Genomic DNA, 15,914 nt, shown 5'->3' with positions numbered 1-15,914 from the left:
AGAAGGCCGCTTGCACCGGCGGTCGGCTCCCTCGCCGCTTGCGGGGAGAGGGTGGGGTGAGGGGGAGTCTCCGCGAGGGAGGTGAGAGTTGAGTTCGCGGAGAGTCCCCCTCACCCGGAATGCGCGCGGAAGCGCGCCCATTCCGGCCTCTCCCCGCACGCGGGGAGAGGCGAAGAAGCCTACGCCGCCACCTGCTCGCCGAGATACGCCACCGCCGCCTCGAGCCCGCCTTTGCCGTGCGGGATCTTCAGCGCGTTGAGGCCGACCTCGATGACCCCGAGCGTGCCGAGCAGCATCGGGGCGTTGACATGGCCCATATGGGCGATGCGGAAAGCTTGTCCCGAGAGATCGCCGATGCCGGTGCCGAGCACGACGCCGCACTTCTCCTTGCAATAACGCTGCAGCACCGCGGGATCGTGGCCGGTGGTCATGGTCACTGTGGTCACGGTGTTGGAGCGCTCATGCGGTTCGGCGACGTTGAAGCCGAGCACCTGGCCCTCAGTCCATGCGCCGACCGCCCGCCGCGCGGCTTCGCCGAGCAGGGCGTGGCGGCGGAACGCGTTCTCCAGGCCTTCCTCGTGAATAAGGTCAATCGCCTGGCGCAGCGCGAACAACAGATGCACCGGCGCGGTGCCGGCATATTTGCGATAGTTCTCGGTGCCCTCGCGCTCGCTCCAGCTCCAATAGGGCGTTGCCATGTTCGCCTTCTTGTGGGCTTCCAGCGCACGCGCGTTCGCGGAGACGAAGCCGAGGCCGGGCGGCGTCATCAGGCCCTTCTGCGAGCCGGACATCGCGACGTCGACGCCCCATTTGTCCATCTCGAACGGCATGCAGCCGAGCGAGGCGACGGTGTCGACCATGTACAGCGCGGGATGGCCGGCCGCCTTGATCGCCTTGCCGATCGCCTCGATGTCGTTCTGCACGCCTGAGGCCGTATCGATCTGGACGACGACGACGGCCTTGATCTTGTGCTCGGTGTCGCGGCGTAGCCGCTCCTCGACCTCGTGTGGCCGCACCGCACGGCGCCAGTCGCCCTTGAGCACCTCGACCTCGGCGCCCATCAGCGCGGCCGCATTGCCCCAGCCGATCGCAAACCGTCCGCTCTCCAGCACCAGCACCTTGTCGCCGCGCGACAGCACGTTGCTCAGCGCGGCTTCCCAGGCGCCGTGGCCGTTGGCGATGTAGATGTAGGATTTGCCCTTGGTCGCGAACAGATTCGAGATGTCGCGGAGCAGGCTTTCAGTCAGGTCGAGCATCTCCCTGGAGTAGATGTCGATCGCCGGACGATGCATCGCCTGCAGCACCGCGTCGGGCATCGTGGTGGGCCCGGGGATGGCCAGAAATTCCCGGCCCGCGCGAACGGTCATTGCTATCTTCCTTGTGTCGTGAAGACTGTCTGGTGGGTCGCTGATTCACTCTTCTACGCGGCGGCGCAGCCTGAGAAAAGCACGTAAAATGCAGGTCTGAGGTGGGTTATCGCTTCGTCTCGCGGCAGCCGGCGGCCTCGGCCTCCTCGACCGAGCAGAACCAGCGTGTGCCCTTGCTGATCTTCATCTTGATCTGGGTGTACCAGCGGCTGTTCGGGGTGTGATAGATGCACTCGCCGGCGGTGTTGACGTTGCCCTTGATGGTGCAGTCCGGCGAGGGCGCGACCGGCCCCGAGGCCGAGGCGAGCAGCACCGCATGGGCGCCTTCGGGCGGCTTGGTGGCGCCCAAAATCGTCGTCTTCTTGTTGCGCACGCGCCAGTCCCAGGGGGCGATGAAGGCGCCCTGCCACATCCCGGCTTTTGCCTCACGTGCGGCAGCCTCGTCCGCGTCGTAATCGTGGGAGACGCGGGCGTAGGACAGCGCCCAGCCGCTGCGCACCAGCCATTTCTGGATGTCCTCGCCGCCGACCTCGCAGCGCGCCACGGTGCGGCCGCGCCGGTCGATCGAGCGGGCATGGCAGACCCAGCTCTTGCCCTCGGTGTATTTGGCGAGCTCGTCGCGCGCTGCCGCGCCGCAAGTCCAGCGCTCGGATTTGTTGTTGAGGCAAAGCTGGTCGGCCGACGGCGCGTCGATGCCGCCAAGCCGGACCCGCGTGCTGCCGATCAGGACGGAATCGCCATCACGGACCTTGGCGGTGCCGGTGACGTCAGCCGCCTGCGCCAGCGACGGCACAGCGAGCAGAGACAGCGCAATCAGGAGTTTTCGCAACATGCCGGTCCGAAGGTTCGGGAAAATCTCGATTAGCCCCGCAATTGTGGTCGGCTTTGGGCCGCCCGGCCAGCACATGCCTGACGGAGAGGCTTTCAACTTCCCGTCATTGAACGAATGGCGCTCGTGTCCCGGACGCGGTGCGACGTGCAACGCCGCTCCGCTGAGCCGGGACCCAGAAAATCGCGGGGGAGCGTACCGGTGTCGTGGGCCCCGGCTCTGCAGCGCACCGCCGAAGAGGCGCTGCGCTGCGTCCGGGGCACGGATGGAGTGCGTGTTACCCCCGCACCATTCGCCGCCGCGCCACCGCCAGCCCCATCAACACAAACGCCGACGTCACCTCCGGGCCGCCGACCAAAATCCGCGTCGGGGTCTTCATCTTGTTCCATTCATAGGCGCGGAACGGGCCGCGGCGGCCGCCTTCGCCGATGGCGTTGACGATCACGTTCAGAGCCGGCGCGAACGCGCGCGGGTCGGCGCCGAGATGGCCGAGCGCGATCAGCGCCAGTGCCGCGTCGAACACGTTCATCTCGGCCGCCATCAGCTCGCCCTTGACGTAGGAAAGCACGCGATGGCGGATGAAATCGAAATCGCCGTCGGGATCGATCGCAGCCTGGGCTGCCAGCGGCAGCGCCAGGAAGGCCGCATAGCAGCGGCCGAAATAGGCGCTGTAGAGCTCCGGCAGATAATAGATGTGCGAGCGCGGATTGGCGAAGGCACCGCTCGCCGCCAGCCGCTTCTGGAAGCCGATGATGCGATGCACGGTCGCGAGCCGCGCCGGTGTCTCCAGAATCCTCCAGCGCGCCAGATTGCGAAAGCTCACCTCGAGAATGTCGAGATTGAGCGTCGGGTCGAGATCGTTGCCGTAAGGACGCTCGCCCTTGAGGTTGTCGATCCAGGTCGCAACGCCGCCTTCGTAGTCGATATTGTCGTTGAGCGGCACCGTCACGCGCGGCTCGTTGACACCGGCATGCACCTGATAGCCCGCGTAGAAATCCAGCAGCGGCTGGTCGATGATCGGATCGGTGCAGCCGGCCTGCGTCGCCGCCGAAATCGAGCACGCCGTGGTGTCGCAATCCGGCACATAGACGCCGAAGCCAAGGTCCTGCTTGATCTGGGCGAAATAGCGCGAAAAGCGCGGATGCGGCGCCGGTGCCAGCGCCGTGATGACGTTGAAGCGCTGGCCGCCGCTGCCCTCGACCTGCTCGCGGCTGATGTTGACGCAGAAATCGACCATGTCGGCGATGGCGCGCTCGGCTGCAGTCTTGTCGGCCGGCGAGGCGAGCCCCGTTTCGACATAGCCGAGCAGCGCCTCGATGAAGAACGCATCGTAATAGGCCGAGCGGTGGCGGATCTGCACCGGCTCCCACATCGGCTCGGCGATTCCTCGCCAGGGTGGATTGACCACGGCGCGCGCGGGCGAGCGCGCGATGAAGACGCGGGCGAGGTTGAACAGCAGCGATGAATTCTTGTAGCCACGCGCGTTCAGCCCGCTGAGCGCCATGATCAGCTCGCGGCCGCGAAAATCGGGATCGCCGATCAGGTTGAAGGCGGCATAGGTCGGCAGGAAACCGTTGTTGCGGTACGAGCCGAGCAGATGCTGCGCGCAGTCGCGGATCACGCCGTCGATCTGCGATTGTGCCGGCATCGCGCCCACGAAATTGACCGGCGGCGGTTTTGGATGGTCGAGCGCGATGGTGTCGACGAGATCGGCGATGGGCTGGCCGACCGCCGCCCAGTCGGGTTCGGCATCGTCGCGGGCGCGGGCCAAAGCCTCGCGCAGCCGGGTCAGCTTGGCCTCGTCACGCAGATCGCTCAGGCCGGCGCGGCGCAGCAGCACCCGCAGCGCCGGGTTGCCGAGCGCGGTCTTGTAAAATTTCGCCAGATGCGGATCGCCGCTGGCTTGGCCCGACAAGACGGGATCGCAGACGTCATAAAGGGAGGGGCCGTCTTTCCGCGCCGTCAGCACCCGGCACGCGGCACCTGCAAAATAATGAAAGCTCATGAAATACCTGGTCGCGGGGGACTTTCACGGGAGCCAGGTCGATGACCCGTCCCCCACAAGTCTTTGAAAAGCTACCCGGATTCGCGGGAAATACAAATGTGACTGACGTCACGGAAAAGCCCGGCACGGGAGCTGCATAATCAATCCCCGGAAGGCTACGGGGAGCCAAAAATGGAGAAATCTGTTTGGGTAATTAACCAATATATTCAGTGGCTTAGATCAAATTTGGGACGATCTATTGCCGGGCCGGTGATATCCGGTTAAGGGTTTGTTTGGTGCGGCGCCGCAAATTGCGCGCAATTCGGGGGCACTCCCCCGGCCAATCCCTCAAACCTAAAGACGCCATCGCGCTACTCAATCCGTGTGCGCGCGCATGGACGGTCTTTGGCACTGACAGGAATGAACCGAGATGAATGTAAGGCAGCTCGACATTTCCCGACGCACGATTGCGGTGGCCGCGGCCCTCATCGGCACGGTGTCGCTGGCGATCGGCGCTCATGCTGCGCTGAATATGCGTTCGCTCGATGCCGCCAAGGCCGTTTCGACCGACCAGGTCACGGGCTCGCTGGGCCAGACCTCGCGTCTCGCGCTCGTCATCGGCAATGGTCATTATCCCGACGCGACCGCGCCGCTGACGCAGTCGATCAACGACGCGCGCGCGCTGTCCTCGTCGCTGCGCAAGAACGGTTTTGACGTCGACATGGTGGAGGACGCGAGCAAGGACGACATGGTCCGCGCCGTCAACCGCCTCAAGTCCCGCATCAGGCACGACACCGTCGTCATGCTGTTCTTCGGCGGCTACGGCGTGCAGGCCGGCCGCGAGAGCTACATGCTGCCGGTCGATGCCGTGATCTGGAAGGAGAGCGACGTCCGCCGCCAGGGCGTCTCGATCGAGGGCGTGCTCAACATGATGAAGGAGCAGGGCGCCAAGGCCAAGCTCGTCGTCGTCGATGCGTCCCGCCGCAATCCCTATGAGCGCCGCTTCCGCTCCTATTCGCATGGCCTCGCGCCGATCGGCACGCCCGACAATGCGCTGATCCTCTCCTCGGCCTCGCCCGGCAAGGTCGTCGACGACGGCAAGGGCGAGCACAGCACGCTGGTCAGCGAGCTCCTCAACAATCTCAATGCGCAAGGTAGCAGCGCCGAAAGCGTCTTCAACAAGACCCGCGTCGCCATCTCCCGCGCCTCCGAAGGCGACCAGGTCCCGACGGTTTCGTCCTCGCTGCTCGAGGACGTGCAGTTCAACCAAGCCGGCGGCTAGTTTCTAGCGGCAGCTTCGTAGGGTGGGCAAAGGCGCCCTTGCGCCGTGCCCACCATCTTTCCAACATTTCAATAGAAGAGGTGGGCACGCTTCGCTTTGCCCACCCTACGAGACCGTTGCTACTTCGCCGCTTCGCTCGCCATCACCGGGCGCACGGGATCGCCTTCGCGCAGCAGCGCGCCGGCACGGGCGACGACGATATCGCCTTCGGTGAGGCCGTCGCGGACCTCGATATTGCCGCCCGACATCAAGCCGGTCTCGACGCGCTTGGTCTCGACGCGATTGCGGCGGATCACCTGCACCACGGTGCCGGCGGATGAATATTGCACCGACGTCAGCGGCACCGCGACGTTGCAGCTCTGCCCGGTCTTGATCAGCGCGCGGCCGCTCGCATTGAGCAGCAGCCGCTTCTGCGAGGAGATGCCGATATAGACCATGCCTTGCTGGATGTTCGGCTCGACGGTCGGTCCGATGCGGCGCACCTTGCCCTCGATATCGCCGGCGCCGGCAATGCGCACGGTGGTCGGCTGATTGACCGCGAGCTTCCTGACATCGTTGGTCGCAACCAGGCCGACGAGATCATATTCGCTGCGCGCCACGATGGTGAACAGCGCCTCGCCCTTGGCCGAGGCGGGATTGCCGATCTGCGCGGTCGAGGTGGCGATGACGCCGGCAACGGGGGCGGTGACCTGCAGCGTGCCGCCTTCGGGCAGCGCCAGCCGTGCCAGCACCTGGCCGGCCGTCGTGGTCTCGCCGGCTTCGGCCAGCACCTCGGTCACCTTGAGCCCGGGACGCTCGGGCCGCACCGAGGTCTCCTCGCGCGCGATGATCGAGCCGGTGGCCTCGACGATGTCGGAGAAGCAGGACTTTGCCGCCTTCAGCACCGTGACCGCCGGCCCCTTGGGCGCGTCGTCATCGGCAGCGAGCACGGGCTGGGCGGAGACCAGCACCAGTCCGGCGAGCGTAACGAAGGTCAGGGAAGAGGAACGCGCAGGCAATGAACGCATCGGTCATTCCGGTTGGCCGCCAAGAAGGCTTCAATCGATAGCAGAAGCGATTGCGGCGGGCCATGGGCTGACCGGATGAGAAATGCCGCAGCGCAGGCGGCAGGAAGCCGCCCGTTGATTTAGTCGCTGCGAAAGCAAAGAGGTTCGCCGGTGGTCGCGCATCCCGGACTCGTCATGGCCGGGCTTGTCCCGGCCATCCACGTCTTGGCCACGTGGAACGAAGAACGTGGATGCCCGGGACAAGCCCGGGCATGACGGCCTCTTGTAGAAGCTACCCTAGGAGAGGAGGGGCAGCGCCACCTCACTTCAGCGTCAAAAACTCCACCCAGTTCGGCTTCTTGCCGGTGGCGTAGGATTTCAGCTTGCTGAGTGCGCCGCTGGTCTGGTCGATGGCGTAGACCGTCATGCCGTCGGACAGCTCGCCGACCGCGGCGAGGTAACGGCCGGTCGGATCGATGTTGAAGCCGCGCGGCTGCTTCTCGGTCGGCACGCTGCCGATCGTGGTCAGCTTGCCGCTTGATGCATCGACCTTGTAGGCGGTGAGCGTGTTGGTGGTGCGCTCGGAAGCGTAGAGGAAGCGGCCGTCGGGGGTGATGTGGATGTCGGCGGCCCAGGGTTTTCCGTTGAAGCCCTCGGGGAGCGCCGTCGTGCGCTGGATCTCGCTCCACGCGCCGCTCCTGGCCTCATAGCTGTATGCTGCAACGTCGCCGTTCAGCTCGTGGATGAGATAGACGAACTTGCCGTTGGGATGAAACACGAAGTGCCGCGGCCCGGATTTCTCCGGCGTCTTGATCGCCGGCGGATCGCTCGGCGTCAGCGTGCCCGCGGCGGCATCGAACGCAAAGCTCAACACCTGATCGGAGCCGAGATTGGTCGCGAACACAAAGCGGTTGTCGGGCGAGGGCAGCAAGGCGTGTGCGTTCAGCCCGGTCGGGATCACGTGCTTCGGCTCGCCGACGACGCCGTTGGCTTGAAGCGGATTTAGCGCGACCTTGTTGCCGCCATAGGAGGCGCTGAACAGCACCTTGCCGCCGCGGTCGGTGGCGATGTTGGCCATGCTGTCGGCGAGCGGCCCGTTGCCGATATGGCTGAGGAGGCCCGTCTTGGGATCGATCGCAAAGCTCTCCGCGAGGAAGGGCTGCGAGCGGACGCCGGCGATCAGCACGCGGTGGTCGGGCGTGATCGCGAGCGGGGTCGAGGATCCCGGTTTTTCGACGCCGGTGAAGGCGGCCGTCTGCACCGGCGTCATCTCGCCGTTCTCGGCGATCTTGAACACGCTGATGTCGTTGCTGTCGGCATTGCCGACATAGGCGAAGGATTCGGCCATGCCGGCACGGACTCCGGAAACGAGGGCAAGAGCGCTGACAAGAGCGGTGAAGAGCGTGGTGGCGATCGCCGCGCGGGATGCGGGGCGTGTCGGTTTGATCATGGGCCGTCCTCCTGAGCCGGTATGGCTTGTCGTTTTGCGGCAGAGGATAGCGGCTGGGGTTCCGTTGCACCAAATTCCAATTGGGATTGATCGATGCCGAAATGGTATCGGTTGCAAGGCGCTTTCGAGAGACAAGGCGTTTTCGAGCGAAGTGGGATGCTGGTTCGTGTCTACCGCACCGACGCCGTCAGGTCGCGTGAGGGCAGATGCGGGCCGGCCGGATGGTCGGGTGGCCCGAGCACGGTCCACACGGCAACGGCCACCAAGGCCGAGGTCAGGATGGTCCAGGCGACGAGTTGCTTGCGCATCAGGCCAAATCCGTCCGTCGAAGGTTCGGCCATCGTGCACTGCAAACGGCGACGACCCTATGAACTCGTTCACAGGGGCCTTCGGTATGGCGATGTCGTGGCAAAGCGCCACACCGGTTAAACCGATCGCAAGGTCTCGCTGACAAACTCAGGAGAGGTTGCGCTTCGCCTGCTCAAGTCGCAGGCATCCCCGCCGCATGATCGCGTGGGAACGGCGGCCGCGCCCCGCCGTTACCCCGGTCTCGCCGGTGGAGGACACCGAAACGGAGGCTGGCACGTGTTTTGGATTTATTGGGACACCGCCTGGTCGCTTATCATCAGCGGCATCATGTTCACCACCATCGTCACGCATCCGGACGCCGAGCTCGTCGAAGTGCACGCCGCAAAGCGACGAATGTGAACTTTTACGGGACCTGAGGTCGCCGCCTCCAACAGGGGCAAATTGAGCCTGGCTCGCGCCTGGCCAGCGGGGTAGGCGCATCTGGTGAACCAAATCTTAGGAGCAGGCCGGTATTTTTCTGCATCTTTTTCAGATTCAGAGACCCGGCGCTCCCCATGGCATTGTTCGGCAATCCCTCCATTCGTTCGGTTCTCGGCGCCATCATCGGCGTCCTCGGCCTGTTCCTGGTCGGGCAGCTCTCGACCGGGCTGCTTGGCGCCATCGCGCGCAACAGCGCGGCGCAGAAGGTCGAGCGCTTCGCCAGCACCGACCAGCAGCTGTTCGCGACCCTGCTCGGCTTCCGGCTCGAGCGCGGAACGTTCCTGTCGGGTCTGGTCGCGGACGCCCCGGCCAATGCCAATGCCGATGACCGCATCGCCACCAACCGGGGATTGTCGGAAACGGCCTACAAGAACGTGCTCGAGCGTCTCACGGGTGTGAGCGATTCTCGCCTGGCCGCCGCCACGAGCAAGCTGGTCGCGATCCACGACGCACTCGTGCCGTTGCGAACCAAGGCGGAAGGCGCCATCCATCAGCCGAAGGCCACGCGTGACGCCAGGGTCGGCGACGAGTTCCGCAAAGCCGCGCAAGATTATCTCGATGCCATTCTGGCGCTGACGGCCGAGCTCGAGAACGCGCTCAAGCTCACCGATCCCGTGGTCGATCATCTCCTGGGAATCAAGCAGTCGGCCTGGTCGGCGCGTGCAAACGGTGGCTCCGTCGCAATCCGTCTTGAAGCTGCGGCTGCGGCCGGCAAGCCCTGGAGTGCCGCCGACATGGTCGGCGCTGCCGAGGATACCGGCCGCTCCAAGCAGGCCTGGAGCCAGGTGCTGGAAGTCGCCGCGCGCCCTGACGCGCCGGCAAGCCTCACCGACGTGATCGCGCGCTCGAAGCAGGGCGAGGCTGCCGCCATGACCGAGCGCCAGCAGGGCTTCATCAAGGCGCTGAGCAACAACCAGACCATCGACATCAAGGTCGAGGATCTGTCCAAGCTCAATACCGCGATTCTCAACTATAGCGTCGAGGCCGGCCAGGCCGCGCTCGCCGAAATGGTCGCCCGCGCCCGTCAACAGATGACATCGGCGACATGGAGCCTCGCGCTCAATGGCGGGATGATGCTGGTTGCGCTCGCCATTACGGCTTTCGGCTTCATCCTGGTGAACCGCCGCGTCAGCGCGCCGATCCGCACGCTGACGCAGGCGATGCGCTCGCTTGCCGAGCGTGACTATGCGATCGCGCTCGCGGGCATCGAGCGCGGCGATGAGATCGGAGAAATGTCGCGTGCGGTGTCGGTGTTCAGGGAGAACATGATCGCCGGCGATCGCCTCGCCCAGGAGCAATCGACGGAGCAGGGCCGGAAAGAGCGGCGCCAGCTTGCGGTCGACGGCCTGATCGAGCAGTTCGAGAAGACCGTCACGGAATCGCTGCACACGCTGGCCTCGGCCTCCGGCGAGCTCAACGCCACCGCGCAGTCGATGTCGTCGACCGCCGAGCAGGGTTCGTCCCAGGCGGCCTCGGTCGCGAGCCTGTCGGGCGATGCCTCCTCCAACGTTCAGACGGTTGCGGCGGCGACGGAAGAGCTGTCGGCCTCGATCAGCGAGATCAGCCGTCAGGTCGCGGAATCCTCCAGCATTGCCGGTGCCGCCGCCAGCGAAGCCGATCGCACCAATGCCGAGGTGCAGGCGCTGGCCGACGCCGCCCAGCGCATCGGCGACGTCGTCGCGCTGATCACCGGCATTGCTGAGCAGACCAACCTGCTTGCGCTCAACGCCACCATCGAGGCGGCGCGCGCGGGCGACGCCGGCCGTGGCTTTGCGGTGGTCGCATCCGAGGTGAAGAACCTCGCCACGCAGACCGCGAAGGCGACCGAGGAGATCACGGGTCAGGTCGCCGCGATCCAGGGCGCGACCAAGTCGTCGGTGACCGCGATCCAGTCGATCGGCACCACCATCCAGCGCGTCAACGAGATCGCGGCGGCGATCGCGGCCGCCGTCGAGGAGCAGGGCGCCGCAACGCGCGAGATCGCCCGCAACGTGCAGCAGGCCTCGCAGGGCACCAACGAGGTCTCGCGCCACATCTCCGGCGTGTCGCAAGCCGCCGGGCAGACCGGTGCCGCCGCAGGCGAAGTGCTGGATTCGGCCAAGATGCTGGCGCGCCTGTCGGACGATCTCAAGCGCGACGTCGACCGCTTCGTCGGCGATCTCCGCGCGGCGTAGCGCAATTCTGCTCCGCTTGCGGTGTGCCGGATGCTGCGCAGCGCATCGTTGCGTGTTGCGCTTCGCCCCGGAGACGAGTGTTCAAGGTCCTTATCGCGCAGGCCAGGCGTCTCCGTCGCTGTCGATGAAGTGCGTCGGCAGGAGCCGGTCAGCGGTAAACGATGCGGCCGTGAGCGCTCGCCCAAAGCAGGCACCGGTGTCGATGTTGAGGCGGTTTGGACGCAAGTCCGGCAGGCCGGATTCAGTTGGAGTGTGTCCGTGAACGACGAACGCCCCGTGACTGGCACGAGACGACAGGAACGGCTCGCGGATCCACAATACATCATCCTCGGTTTGATCCGGGACCGGCACACCGGGTCGAATTCCGGTATGGACAAAAAGTCGGCCACGATCCGTGAACGTCAGTGGAAGCGCGTCGATCCAGGCAAGATGTTCCTTTGGAAGCTCGCACGGATCTCCGACACCATAGCTATCCAGCGTCTGCTCCCCGCCATTGGCCCACCAATTGACCAGGTCTGCATCCGTCCGCTCTCTTGCGGCGGCTCGTAGCAGCATGTCGTCGTGATTGCCGCGCAAGCAGACGACATGATCAGTTCCGCGCTCCTGCCTGTCGATCAGGACATCGAGGACCTTTCTTGCGTCCGGCCCACGGTCAACATAGTCGCCAATGAATACAAACCGAGCATGCCGTCCGCCTTTGATCATATCGCAGGCCTCCAGAAGGCGGACCAGCTTGTCAAAGCAGCCGTGTACATCACCGATTGCAAATGTGATGATATCGTCCAACACGCCAATCTCCGGAGCAGCCGAACACTTGGCAAGGAAATGCCTCTTGATGCCAGCAGAATATTTTTTTGGAATATTCCATAATAAGTAAATTTCTTCGAGCCTCGTTTGAATCCTCGGAGTGAAGACTATTGCGAGGCGGACGCGTCGCAGCGAGATCCGCAAGTCTTACAGGCTCCCAAGGCCACGACGAACGTTCGGCTTCAAACCTACGAGGGTCCACTCAGTGCGAATGAAAATCCACCGAGGAACGCGCGAAATCGGCGGAACGTGTGTTGAGCTGGAAAGCGCGGGGAATCGAATTCTTCTTGATCTCGGACTCCCTCTTGCGGCATCGGATCTGGCCTCGACGCCGCTACCCGATGTCGAAGGGCTGGGCGGAGGCGAGGACCGGCCATTGGCCATCATTCTGTCGCACGGGCACCGGGATCACTGGGGTCTCGTTCCCAAGGCCAGCCGCGAAATCCCGCTTGTGATGGGGAGGGCGACCGAAAGCATCATGCGGGCGGCCACCGATTTCGTTCCAGATGCCGTTGCGCTCGATGCGGTTCACCATCTCGAGCACGCGAGACGAATGACAATCGGACCTTTCAGCGTCACGCCGCGCTTGGTGGATCATTCAGGCTTCGACGCCTATGCCATGGAGATCGAGGCCGACGGCAAACGCCTGTTCTATTCCGGCGACCTCCGGGCGCACGGCCGCAAGGGCAGCCTGTTTGAGGCCCTGATCGGCAACCCGCCTCGCAACATCGATATCATGCTGATGGAGGGGTCGAGCCTCGGCCGTCTACCGGACGACGGGACCTTCCCGACGGAAGATACCTTGGAATTGACTTTCGCCGACCGCTTCAAGGACACCGCGGGTGTGGCGCTGGTCGCCTGTTCGGCGCAGAATATCGATCGGGTCGTTACGGTTTACCGTGCGGCCAAGCGGTGCGGGCGAACGCTCATCATCGACGCCTACGCGGCGGAAATCCTGAAAGCGACCGGGCAACAGAGCATTCCGAGGCCCTCGACCGGCTGGTCCAATCTTGCAGTCTACATTCCGGAAAGGCAGCGGCGGCAACTGAAGGCGAGGGGAATTGCCGCGCTGGTCGACAGCTACCGCGGATTCAGGCTTTGGCCCGAGCAATTGGCTGAGCAGGCGTCGCGATCGGTCATGCTGTTTCGCGGCTGGATGATGGATGATCTCGATCGGGCCAATGCCCTTTCGGGGGCCAGCCTGTTCTGGTCGCAATGGGACGGATATCTTGCGGAGGGCACTCCGGGCGCGGCGCTCAGAGCAGATTGTGAAGCCCGTCGCATACCTTTCGAAGTCATTCATACGTCAGGGCACGCCAGCCCGCGGGATTTGAAGCGTCTTGCTGCAGCGGTTGCACCCAAATGGCTGGTCCCGATCCATACCTTCGAGCGCCATCGATTCCCAGGTCTCTTCGAAAATGTGAAACTGGTGAATGACGGCGAATGGACTGAGGTTGGCCGCGAGCCGTAGTACCGCTCTCACAGGATCATCAACGGCGGATCGCAAAGGCAGGCAATGGGTTCATTCGTTCGCAAATTCGACCTCGATACTTTCGAGAAACGCTTGACCAACTCCGGGCAGGAGGGTTGGTGGAATGATCTGCTGATGCTGTGGCGACCAAGTGGGCAAGAGTCGGGCACGCATGGGCTGCGACTTGCCATTCGCAACAATTATCTGAATTTCTACCGGCTCGGACAATCGATCGCGCGCGTCGGCCTCAACAGACAAAAGCAGCCCACACTGGCCGTGCACGCAAAGTACGTCCTGCCTGAGGCTGAGAGACGGACAGTCGGGCAGGAGTATGTCGTGCTTACCGGCTCCACTCTGACTCGCCCGGGCGGGCAAGAGTTCCCCTATGAAGGCATTCAGACTCTGAAGGCGTGGATTGATGCGGCCAAGGACTATACTGGGGACGAGAAGAAGTTTGTCGATAAGCTCTTGAGCGTTCCGGAAAATGACGGCGTCATCGATCTGGAAATGGCTTTGCCGGCCTGGGGCAATGTGAAGACTGCGTCGCGCATGGATCTGGTCTCAATCGAACGGGTCAATGGACAACTCACTGTCTTTTTTGGCGAAGTGAAGCTCTTCGATGACAGCCGGCTGCGTTGTCGGGCCGCGCTTGTTCGCGATGAAATGCCGGAGGTTCTCTGGCAATTGAGCATCTATCGAAACTATCTGGCCGTTCCGAGCCACCGGGCTCGGATCAGCGAACAATATGCAGAAGCGGCCCAATTGCTCTCGCGGTTGCGAGATGCGGCCGATGCCATCGGCCAGACGCGCCCGCTTGGACGGGCCATCCTGCAATCGAGACACGAAAGTCTCTCGGTCGCTAATCTCGCTCGGCTGATCGTGCACAACGAACACCAGCGCGCGTGGACCGAGCACCGCGCCAAGCTCGAAGCTGAACGAGAGCGTGTGCCGATGATAGAGCTCGGTGCAGCAGGCCCGCTCAACCTCGCAACGACAACTTAGGTTCGGATCTTCGCATTGGCTGTCGCCGCGACATCGCCTGAGATCACTGCATCATCGCGGCTGCGATCTTCTCCGCCGACATCAGCACCGGAAAATTGGTGTTGGCGCACGGCACGACCGGGAAGATCGAGGCGTCGACGACGCGCAGGCCCTGGATGCCTTTGACGCGGCCTTGGGCATCGACCACCGCCATGGGATCGTCGGCCCGTCCCATGCGGCACGAGCAGGAGGCGTGCCAGACGCCGATAGTGGCCTTGCGCACGAAGGCTTCGAGCGTCTCGTCGTCGTTGATCACGTCATCGAAGGTAAAGCCTTCGACCACGAAATTGTCGATCAGATAGTGGCGCAGCGCCGCGGGTCCATCCATCAGGGTCGCGGCGATCCCGGTCAAAATCCTGTTCCTGGTGTTGACCACGCCGATCTTGCGGACCTTGTCGGTATAGGCGGCCGGGAACGGCTTGTCGGTCACCGCCTTCACGGCGTCGCTCATTTGAATGGCCGCCATCTTGCGGAAGCCACTCATCAGGCGCTCGAGGTCGCGCCGGTCGGACAGCAGATTGAACTCGACGACCGGCTCGGCGGCGGAATCGCGCGAGGCAAGCTTGACCTGTCCAGTCTCGGAATAGGTCTTGTTGACGAAGGTCAGCGCCGAGCCGATCTGCGCGCCGACCGCGTGCCAGGCCGACTTGCTGAGCAGGACCACGAACATGTCGCCCTTCGGCACGCCCGGCAGCCCCGACGAATAACGCAGGCCGAGCTGCATGTGACGCCTGGTATGCTCGTTCATGCGGGCGCCGCGGCGGACGAAGGAAGATAGCGAGATCGAGGGATGATCCATCAGGCGCTGGCCGACGCCTGCGAGCCCCATCAGGACCGGAATGCCCATATCCTTGAGGTGACCCACCGGGCCGATGCCGGCGCGCAACAGATGCGCCGGCGAATGGATCGCGCCGCTGGAGAGGATGATCTCGCGTCCCCGGAATTCCTGCTCGCGTCCGTCGACGACAGCCTTCACGCCGACGCATTGCGTGCCTTCAAACAGCAGCTCGTTCACCTGCGTGTTGGTGGAGATCGTCAGGTTCGTACGCTTGCGGGTGTCGCGATCGAGATAGCCCATTGCGGCCGAGACGCGTTGCTCGGCCTGGTTGGAATGCGTCACCGGGAAATAGCCGTCGACGAACTCGCCGTTCTGGTCGGGCAGATATTGATGGCCGGCCTGCTCGAAGGCGTCGGCGAATGCCTGGGAATGCCGGGTCCAGTGCTCGCGCGGAATTCGGCGCACGGGAATTCGGCCGTCCTTGCCGTGATACGGCCCATCGAAATCGAGGTCGCGCTCGACCTTCTTGAAGAACGGCAGCACGTCGGCCCATGTCCAGCCCGAGGCCCCCCGCGCGTCCCATTCGTCGTAATCGGTCGGTGCGCCGCGATTGGCCATCTGACCGTTGATCGAGGAGCCGCCGCCGAGCACGCGCGCCTGCTCGTATTTGCGCAAGGGCGGGCGCGCTTCGTTCGGATTGTTGTGGCTGACGACCTGGGTCGTGACCTTCAATTCCGTCCAGTGGAAGCGCGGATCGAAATAGGCGGTGCCGGGATAGCTGTCCCTGATTTCGGCCGGCTCGCTGCCGGGAGGCGTGTCCTGTCCGGCTTCGCACAGCAGGACCTTGTTGGCGCTCCTGGCGGAGAGCCGGTGGGCCAGCACGGACCCCGCCGAGCCGCCGCCCACGATAATGTAGTCGTACACGATTGGCGTTTCCTCTTGTTCTTGTCCCAAGA

General features: G+C 64.1%; 13 protein-coding genes. 5 read left to right on the top strand and 8 right to left on the bottom strand.

What is annotated here, in order from left to right:
- Window positions 1-179: 179 nt before the first annotated feature.
- The 3 genes from ABIC09_RS24990 to ABIC09_RS24980 all read right to left on the bottom strand — a co-directional run bounded on the left by ABIC09_RS24990 (window position 180) and on the right by ABIC09_RS24980 (window position 4,201).
- On the bottom strand, window positions 180-1,367 hold the full coding sequence (locus ABIC09_RS24990) for a pyridoxal-phosphate-dependent aminotransferase family protein (RefSeq protein ID WP_354086478.1): 1,188 nt from the start codon (window positions 1,365-1,367) through the stop codon (window positions 180-182).
- A gap of 106 nt (window positions 1,368-1,473) precedes the next feature.
- The gene (locus ABIC09_RS24985; RefSeq protein ID WP_354110923.1) at window positions 1,474-2,199 is read right to left on the bottom strand and encodes a thermonuclease family protein; all 726 of its coding nucleotides are present in this window, start codon (window positions 2,197-2,199) and stop codon (window positions 1,474-1,476) included.
- Between the two features lie 274 nt (window positions 2,200-2,473).
- Window positions 2,474-4,201, bottom strand: a complete 1,728-nt coding sequence (locus ABIC09_RS24980) for a hypothetical protein (RefSeq protein WP_354036278.1) — start codon at window positions 4,199-4,201, stop codon at window positions 2,474-2,476.
- 409 nt (window positions 4,202-4,610) lie between these two features.
- Here ABIC09_RS24980 and ABIC09_RS24975 point away from each other — a divergent pair, with 409 nt between their 5' ends.
- The gene (locus ABIC09_RS24975; protein ID WP_354110922.1) at window positions 4,611-5,462 is read left to right on the top strand and encodes a caspase family protein; all 852 of its coding nucleotides are present in this window, start codon (window positions 4,611-4,613) and stop codon (window positions 5,460-5,462) included.
- Between the two features lie 119 nt (window positions 5,463-5,581).
- Here ABIC09_RS24975 and ABIC09_RS24970 read toward each other — a convergent pair whose 3' ends face one another.
- From ABIC09_RS24970 to ABIC09_RS24960, 3 genes are all read right to left on the bottom strand, one after another.
- Window positions 5,582-6,469, bottom strand: a complete 888-nt coding sequence (locus ABIC09_RS24970) for an efflux RND transporter periplasmic adaptor subunit (protein ID WP_354036276.1) — start codon at window positions 6,467-6,469, stop codon at window positions 5,582-5,584.
- Between the two features lie 301 nt (window positions 6,470-6,770).
- Window positions 6,771-7,898 carry a lactonase family protein gene (locus ABIC09_RS24965; RefSeq protein ID WP_354110921.1) on the bottom strand — a complete coding sequence of 376 codons (1,128 nt, stop codon included), beginning with the start codon at window positions 7,896-7,898 and terminating at the stop codon, window positions 6,771-6,773.
- Window positions 7,899-8,068: 170 nt separating this feature from the next.
- The gene (locus ABIC09_RS24960; protein ID WP_187435412.1) at window positions 8,069-8,239 is read right to left on the bottom strand and encodes a hypothetical protein; all 171 of its coding nucleotides are present in this window, start codon (window positions 8,237-8,239) and stop codon (window positions 8,069-8,071) included.
- A gap of 244 nt (window positions 8,240-8,483) precedes the next feature.
- Between ABIC09_RS24960 and ABIC09_RS24955 the strand changes: the two genes are divergently transcribed.
- Both ABIC09_RS24955 and ABIC09_RS24950 read left to right on the top strand, forming a co-directional pair.
- Window positions 8,484-8,606, top strand: a complete 123-nt coding sequence (locus ABIC09_RS24955) for a hypothetical protein (protein ID WP_283812804.1) — start codon at window positions 8,484-8,486, stop codon at window positions 8,604-8,606.
- A gap of 155 nt (window positions 8,607-8,761) precedes the next feature.
- A complete protein-coding gene (locus ABIC09_RS24950) occupies window positions 8,762-10,861 on the top strand; it encodes a methyl-accepting chemotaxis protein (protein ID WP_354110920.1) in 2,100 nt (699 codons plus the stop codon).
- Window positions 10,862-10,951: 90 nt separating this feature from the next.
- Here the strand turns inward: ABIC09_RS24950 and ABIC09_RS24945 are convergent, their stop codons facing one another.
- Window positions 10,952-11,650, bottom strand: a complete 699-nt coding sequence (locus tag ABIC09_RS24945; protein ID WP_354110937.1) for a metallophosphoesterase family protein — start codon at window positions 11,648-11,650, stop codon at window positions 10,952-10,954.
- A 229-nt stretch (window positions 11,651-11,879) separates the two neighbouring features.
- On the opposite strand from ABIC09_RS24945, the gene ABIC09_RS24940 reads away from it, so the two are divergent.
- Window positions 11,880-13,139: an MBL fold metallo-hydrolase gene (locus ABIC09_RS24940; protein WP_354036301.1), complete on the top strand. Its 1,260-nt coding sequence runs from the start codon at window positions 11,880-11,882 to the stop codon at window positions 13,137-13,139.
- Between the two features lie 45 nt (window positions 13,140-13,184).
- Window positions 13,185-14,141, top strand: coding sequence for a hypothetical protein (locus ABIC09_RS24935; RefSeq protein ID WP_354110919.1), 957 nt, complete (start codon window positions 13,185-13,187; stop codon window positions 14,139-14,141).
- A 43-nt stretch (window positions 14,142-14,184) separates the two neighbouring features.
- Here the strand turns inward: ABIC09_RS24935 and ABIC09_RS24930 are convergent, their stop codons facing one another.
- Window positions 14,185-15,882 carry a GMC family oxidoreductase gene (locus ABIC09_RS24930; RefSeq protein WP_354110918.1) on the bottom strand — a complete coding sequence of 566 codons (1,698 nt, stop codon included), beginning with the start codon at window positions 15,880-15,882 and terminating at the stop codon, window positions 14,185-14,187.
- Window positions 15,883-15,914: the final 32 nt, after the last annotated feature.

The sequence above is a fragment of the Bradyrhizobium sp. S3.12.5 genome (assembly GCF_040548225.1).
GTDB classification, from domain to species: domain Bacteria; phylum Pseudomonadota; class Alphaproteobacteria; order Rhizobiales; family Xanthobacteraceae; genus Bradyrhizobium; species Bradyrhizobium cytisi.
Note: the sequence above shows the minus strand (reverse complement) of the source record. Positions and strands in the feature narration are given on the sequence as shown.

Bases quoted from the DNA above. Each gene is read 5' to 3' on its own strand.
- ABIC09_RS24990 (WP_354086478.1), bottom strand. From the start codon at position 1,367: ATGACCGTTCGCGCGGGCCGGGAATTTCTGGCCATCCCCGGGCCCACC.
- ABIC09_RS24985 (WP_354110923.1), bottom strand. From the start codon at position 2,199: ATGTTGCGAAAACTCCTGATTGCGCTGTCTCTGCTCGCTGTGCCGTCG.
- ABIC09_RS24980 (WP_354036278.1), bottom strand. From the start codon at position 4,201: ATGAGCTTTCATTATTTTGCAGGTGCCGCGTGCCGGGTGCTGACGGCG.
- ABIC09_RS24975 (WP_354110922.1), top strand. From the start codon at position 4,611: ATGAATGTAAGGCAGCTCGACATTTCCCGACGCACGATTGCGGTGGCC.
- ABIC09_RS24970 (WP_354036276.1), bottom strand. From the start codon at position 6,469: ATGCGTTCATTGCCTGCGCGTTCCTCTTCCCTGACCTTCGTTACGCTC.
- ABIC09_RS24965 (WP_354110921.1), bottom strand. From the start codon at position 7,898: ATGATCAAACCGACACGCCCCGCATCCCGCGCGGCGATCGCCACCACG.
- ABIC09_RS24960 (WP_187435412.1), bottom strand. From the start codon at position 8,239: ATGGCCGAACCTTCGACGGACGGATTTGGCCTGATGCGCAAGCAACTC.
- ABIC09_RS24950 (WP_354110920.1), top strand. From the start codon at position 8,762: ATGGCATTGTTCGGCAATCCCTCCATTCGTTCGGTTCTCGGCGCCATC.
- ABIC09_RS24940 (WP_354036301.1), top strand. From the start codon at position 11,880: ATGAAAATCCACCGAGGAACGCGCGAAATCGGCGGAACGTGTGTTGAG.
- ABIC09_RS24935 (WP_354110919.1), top strand. From the start codon at position 13,185: ATGGGTTCATTCGTTCGCAAATTCGACCTCGATACTTTCGAGAAACGC.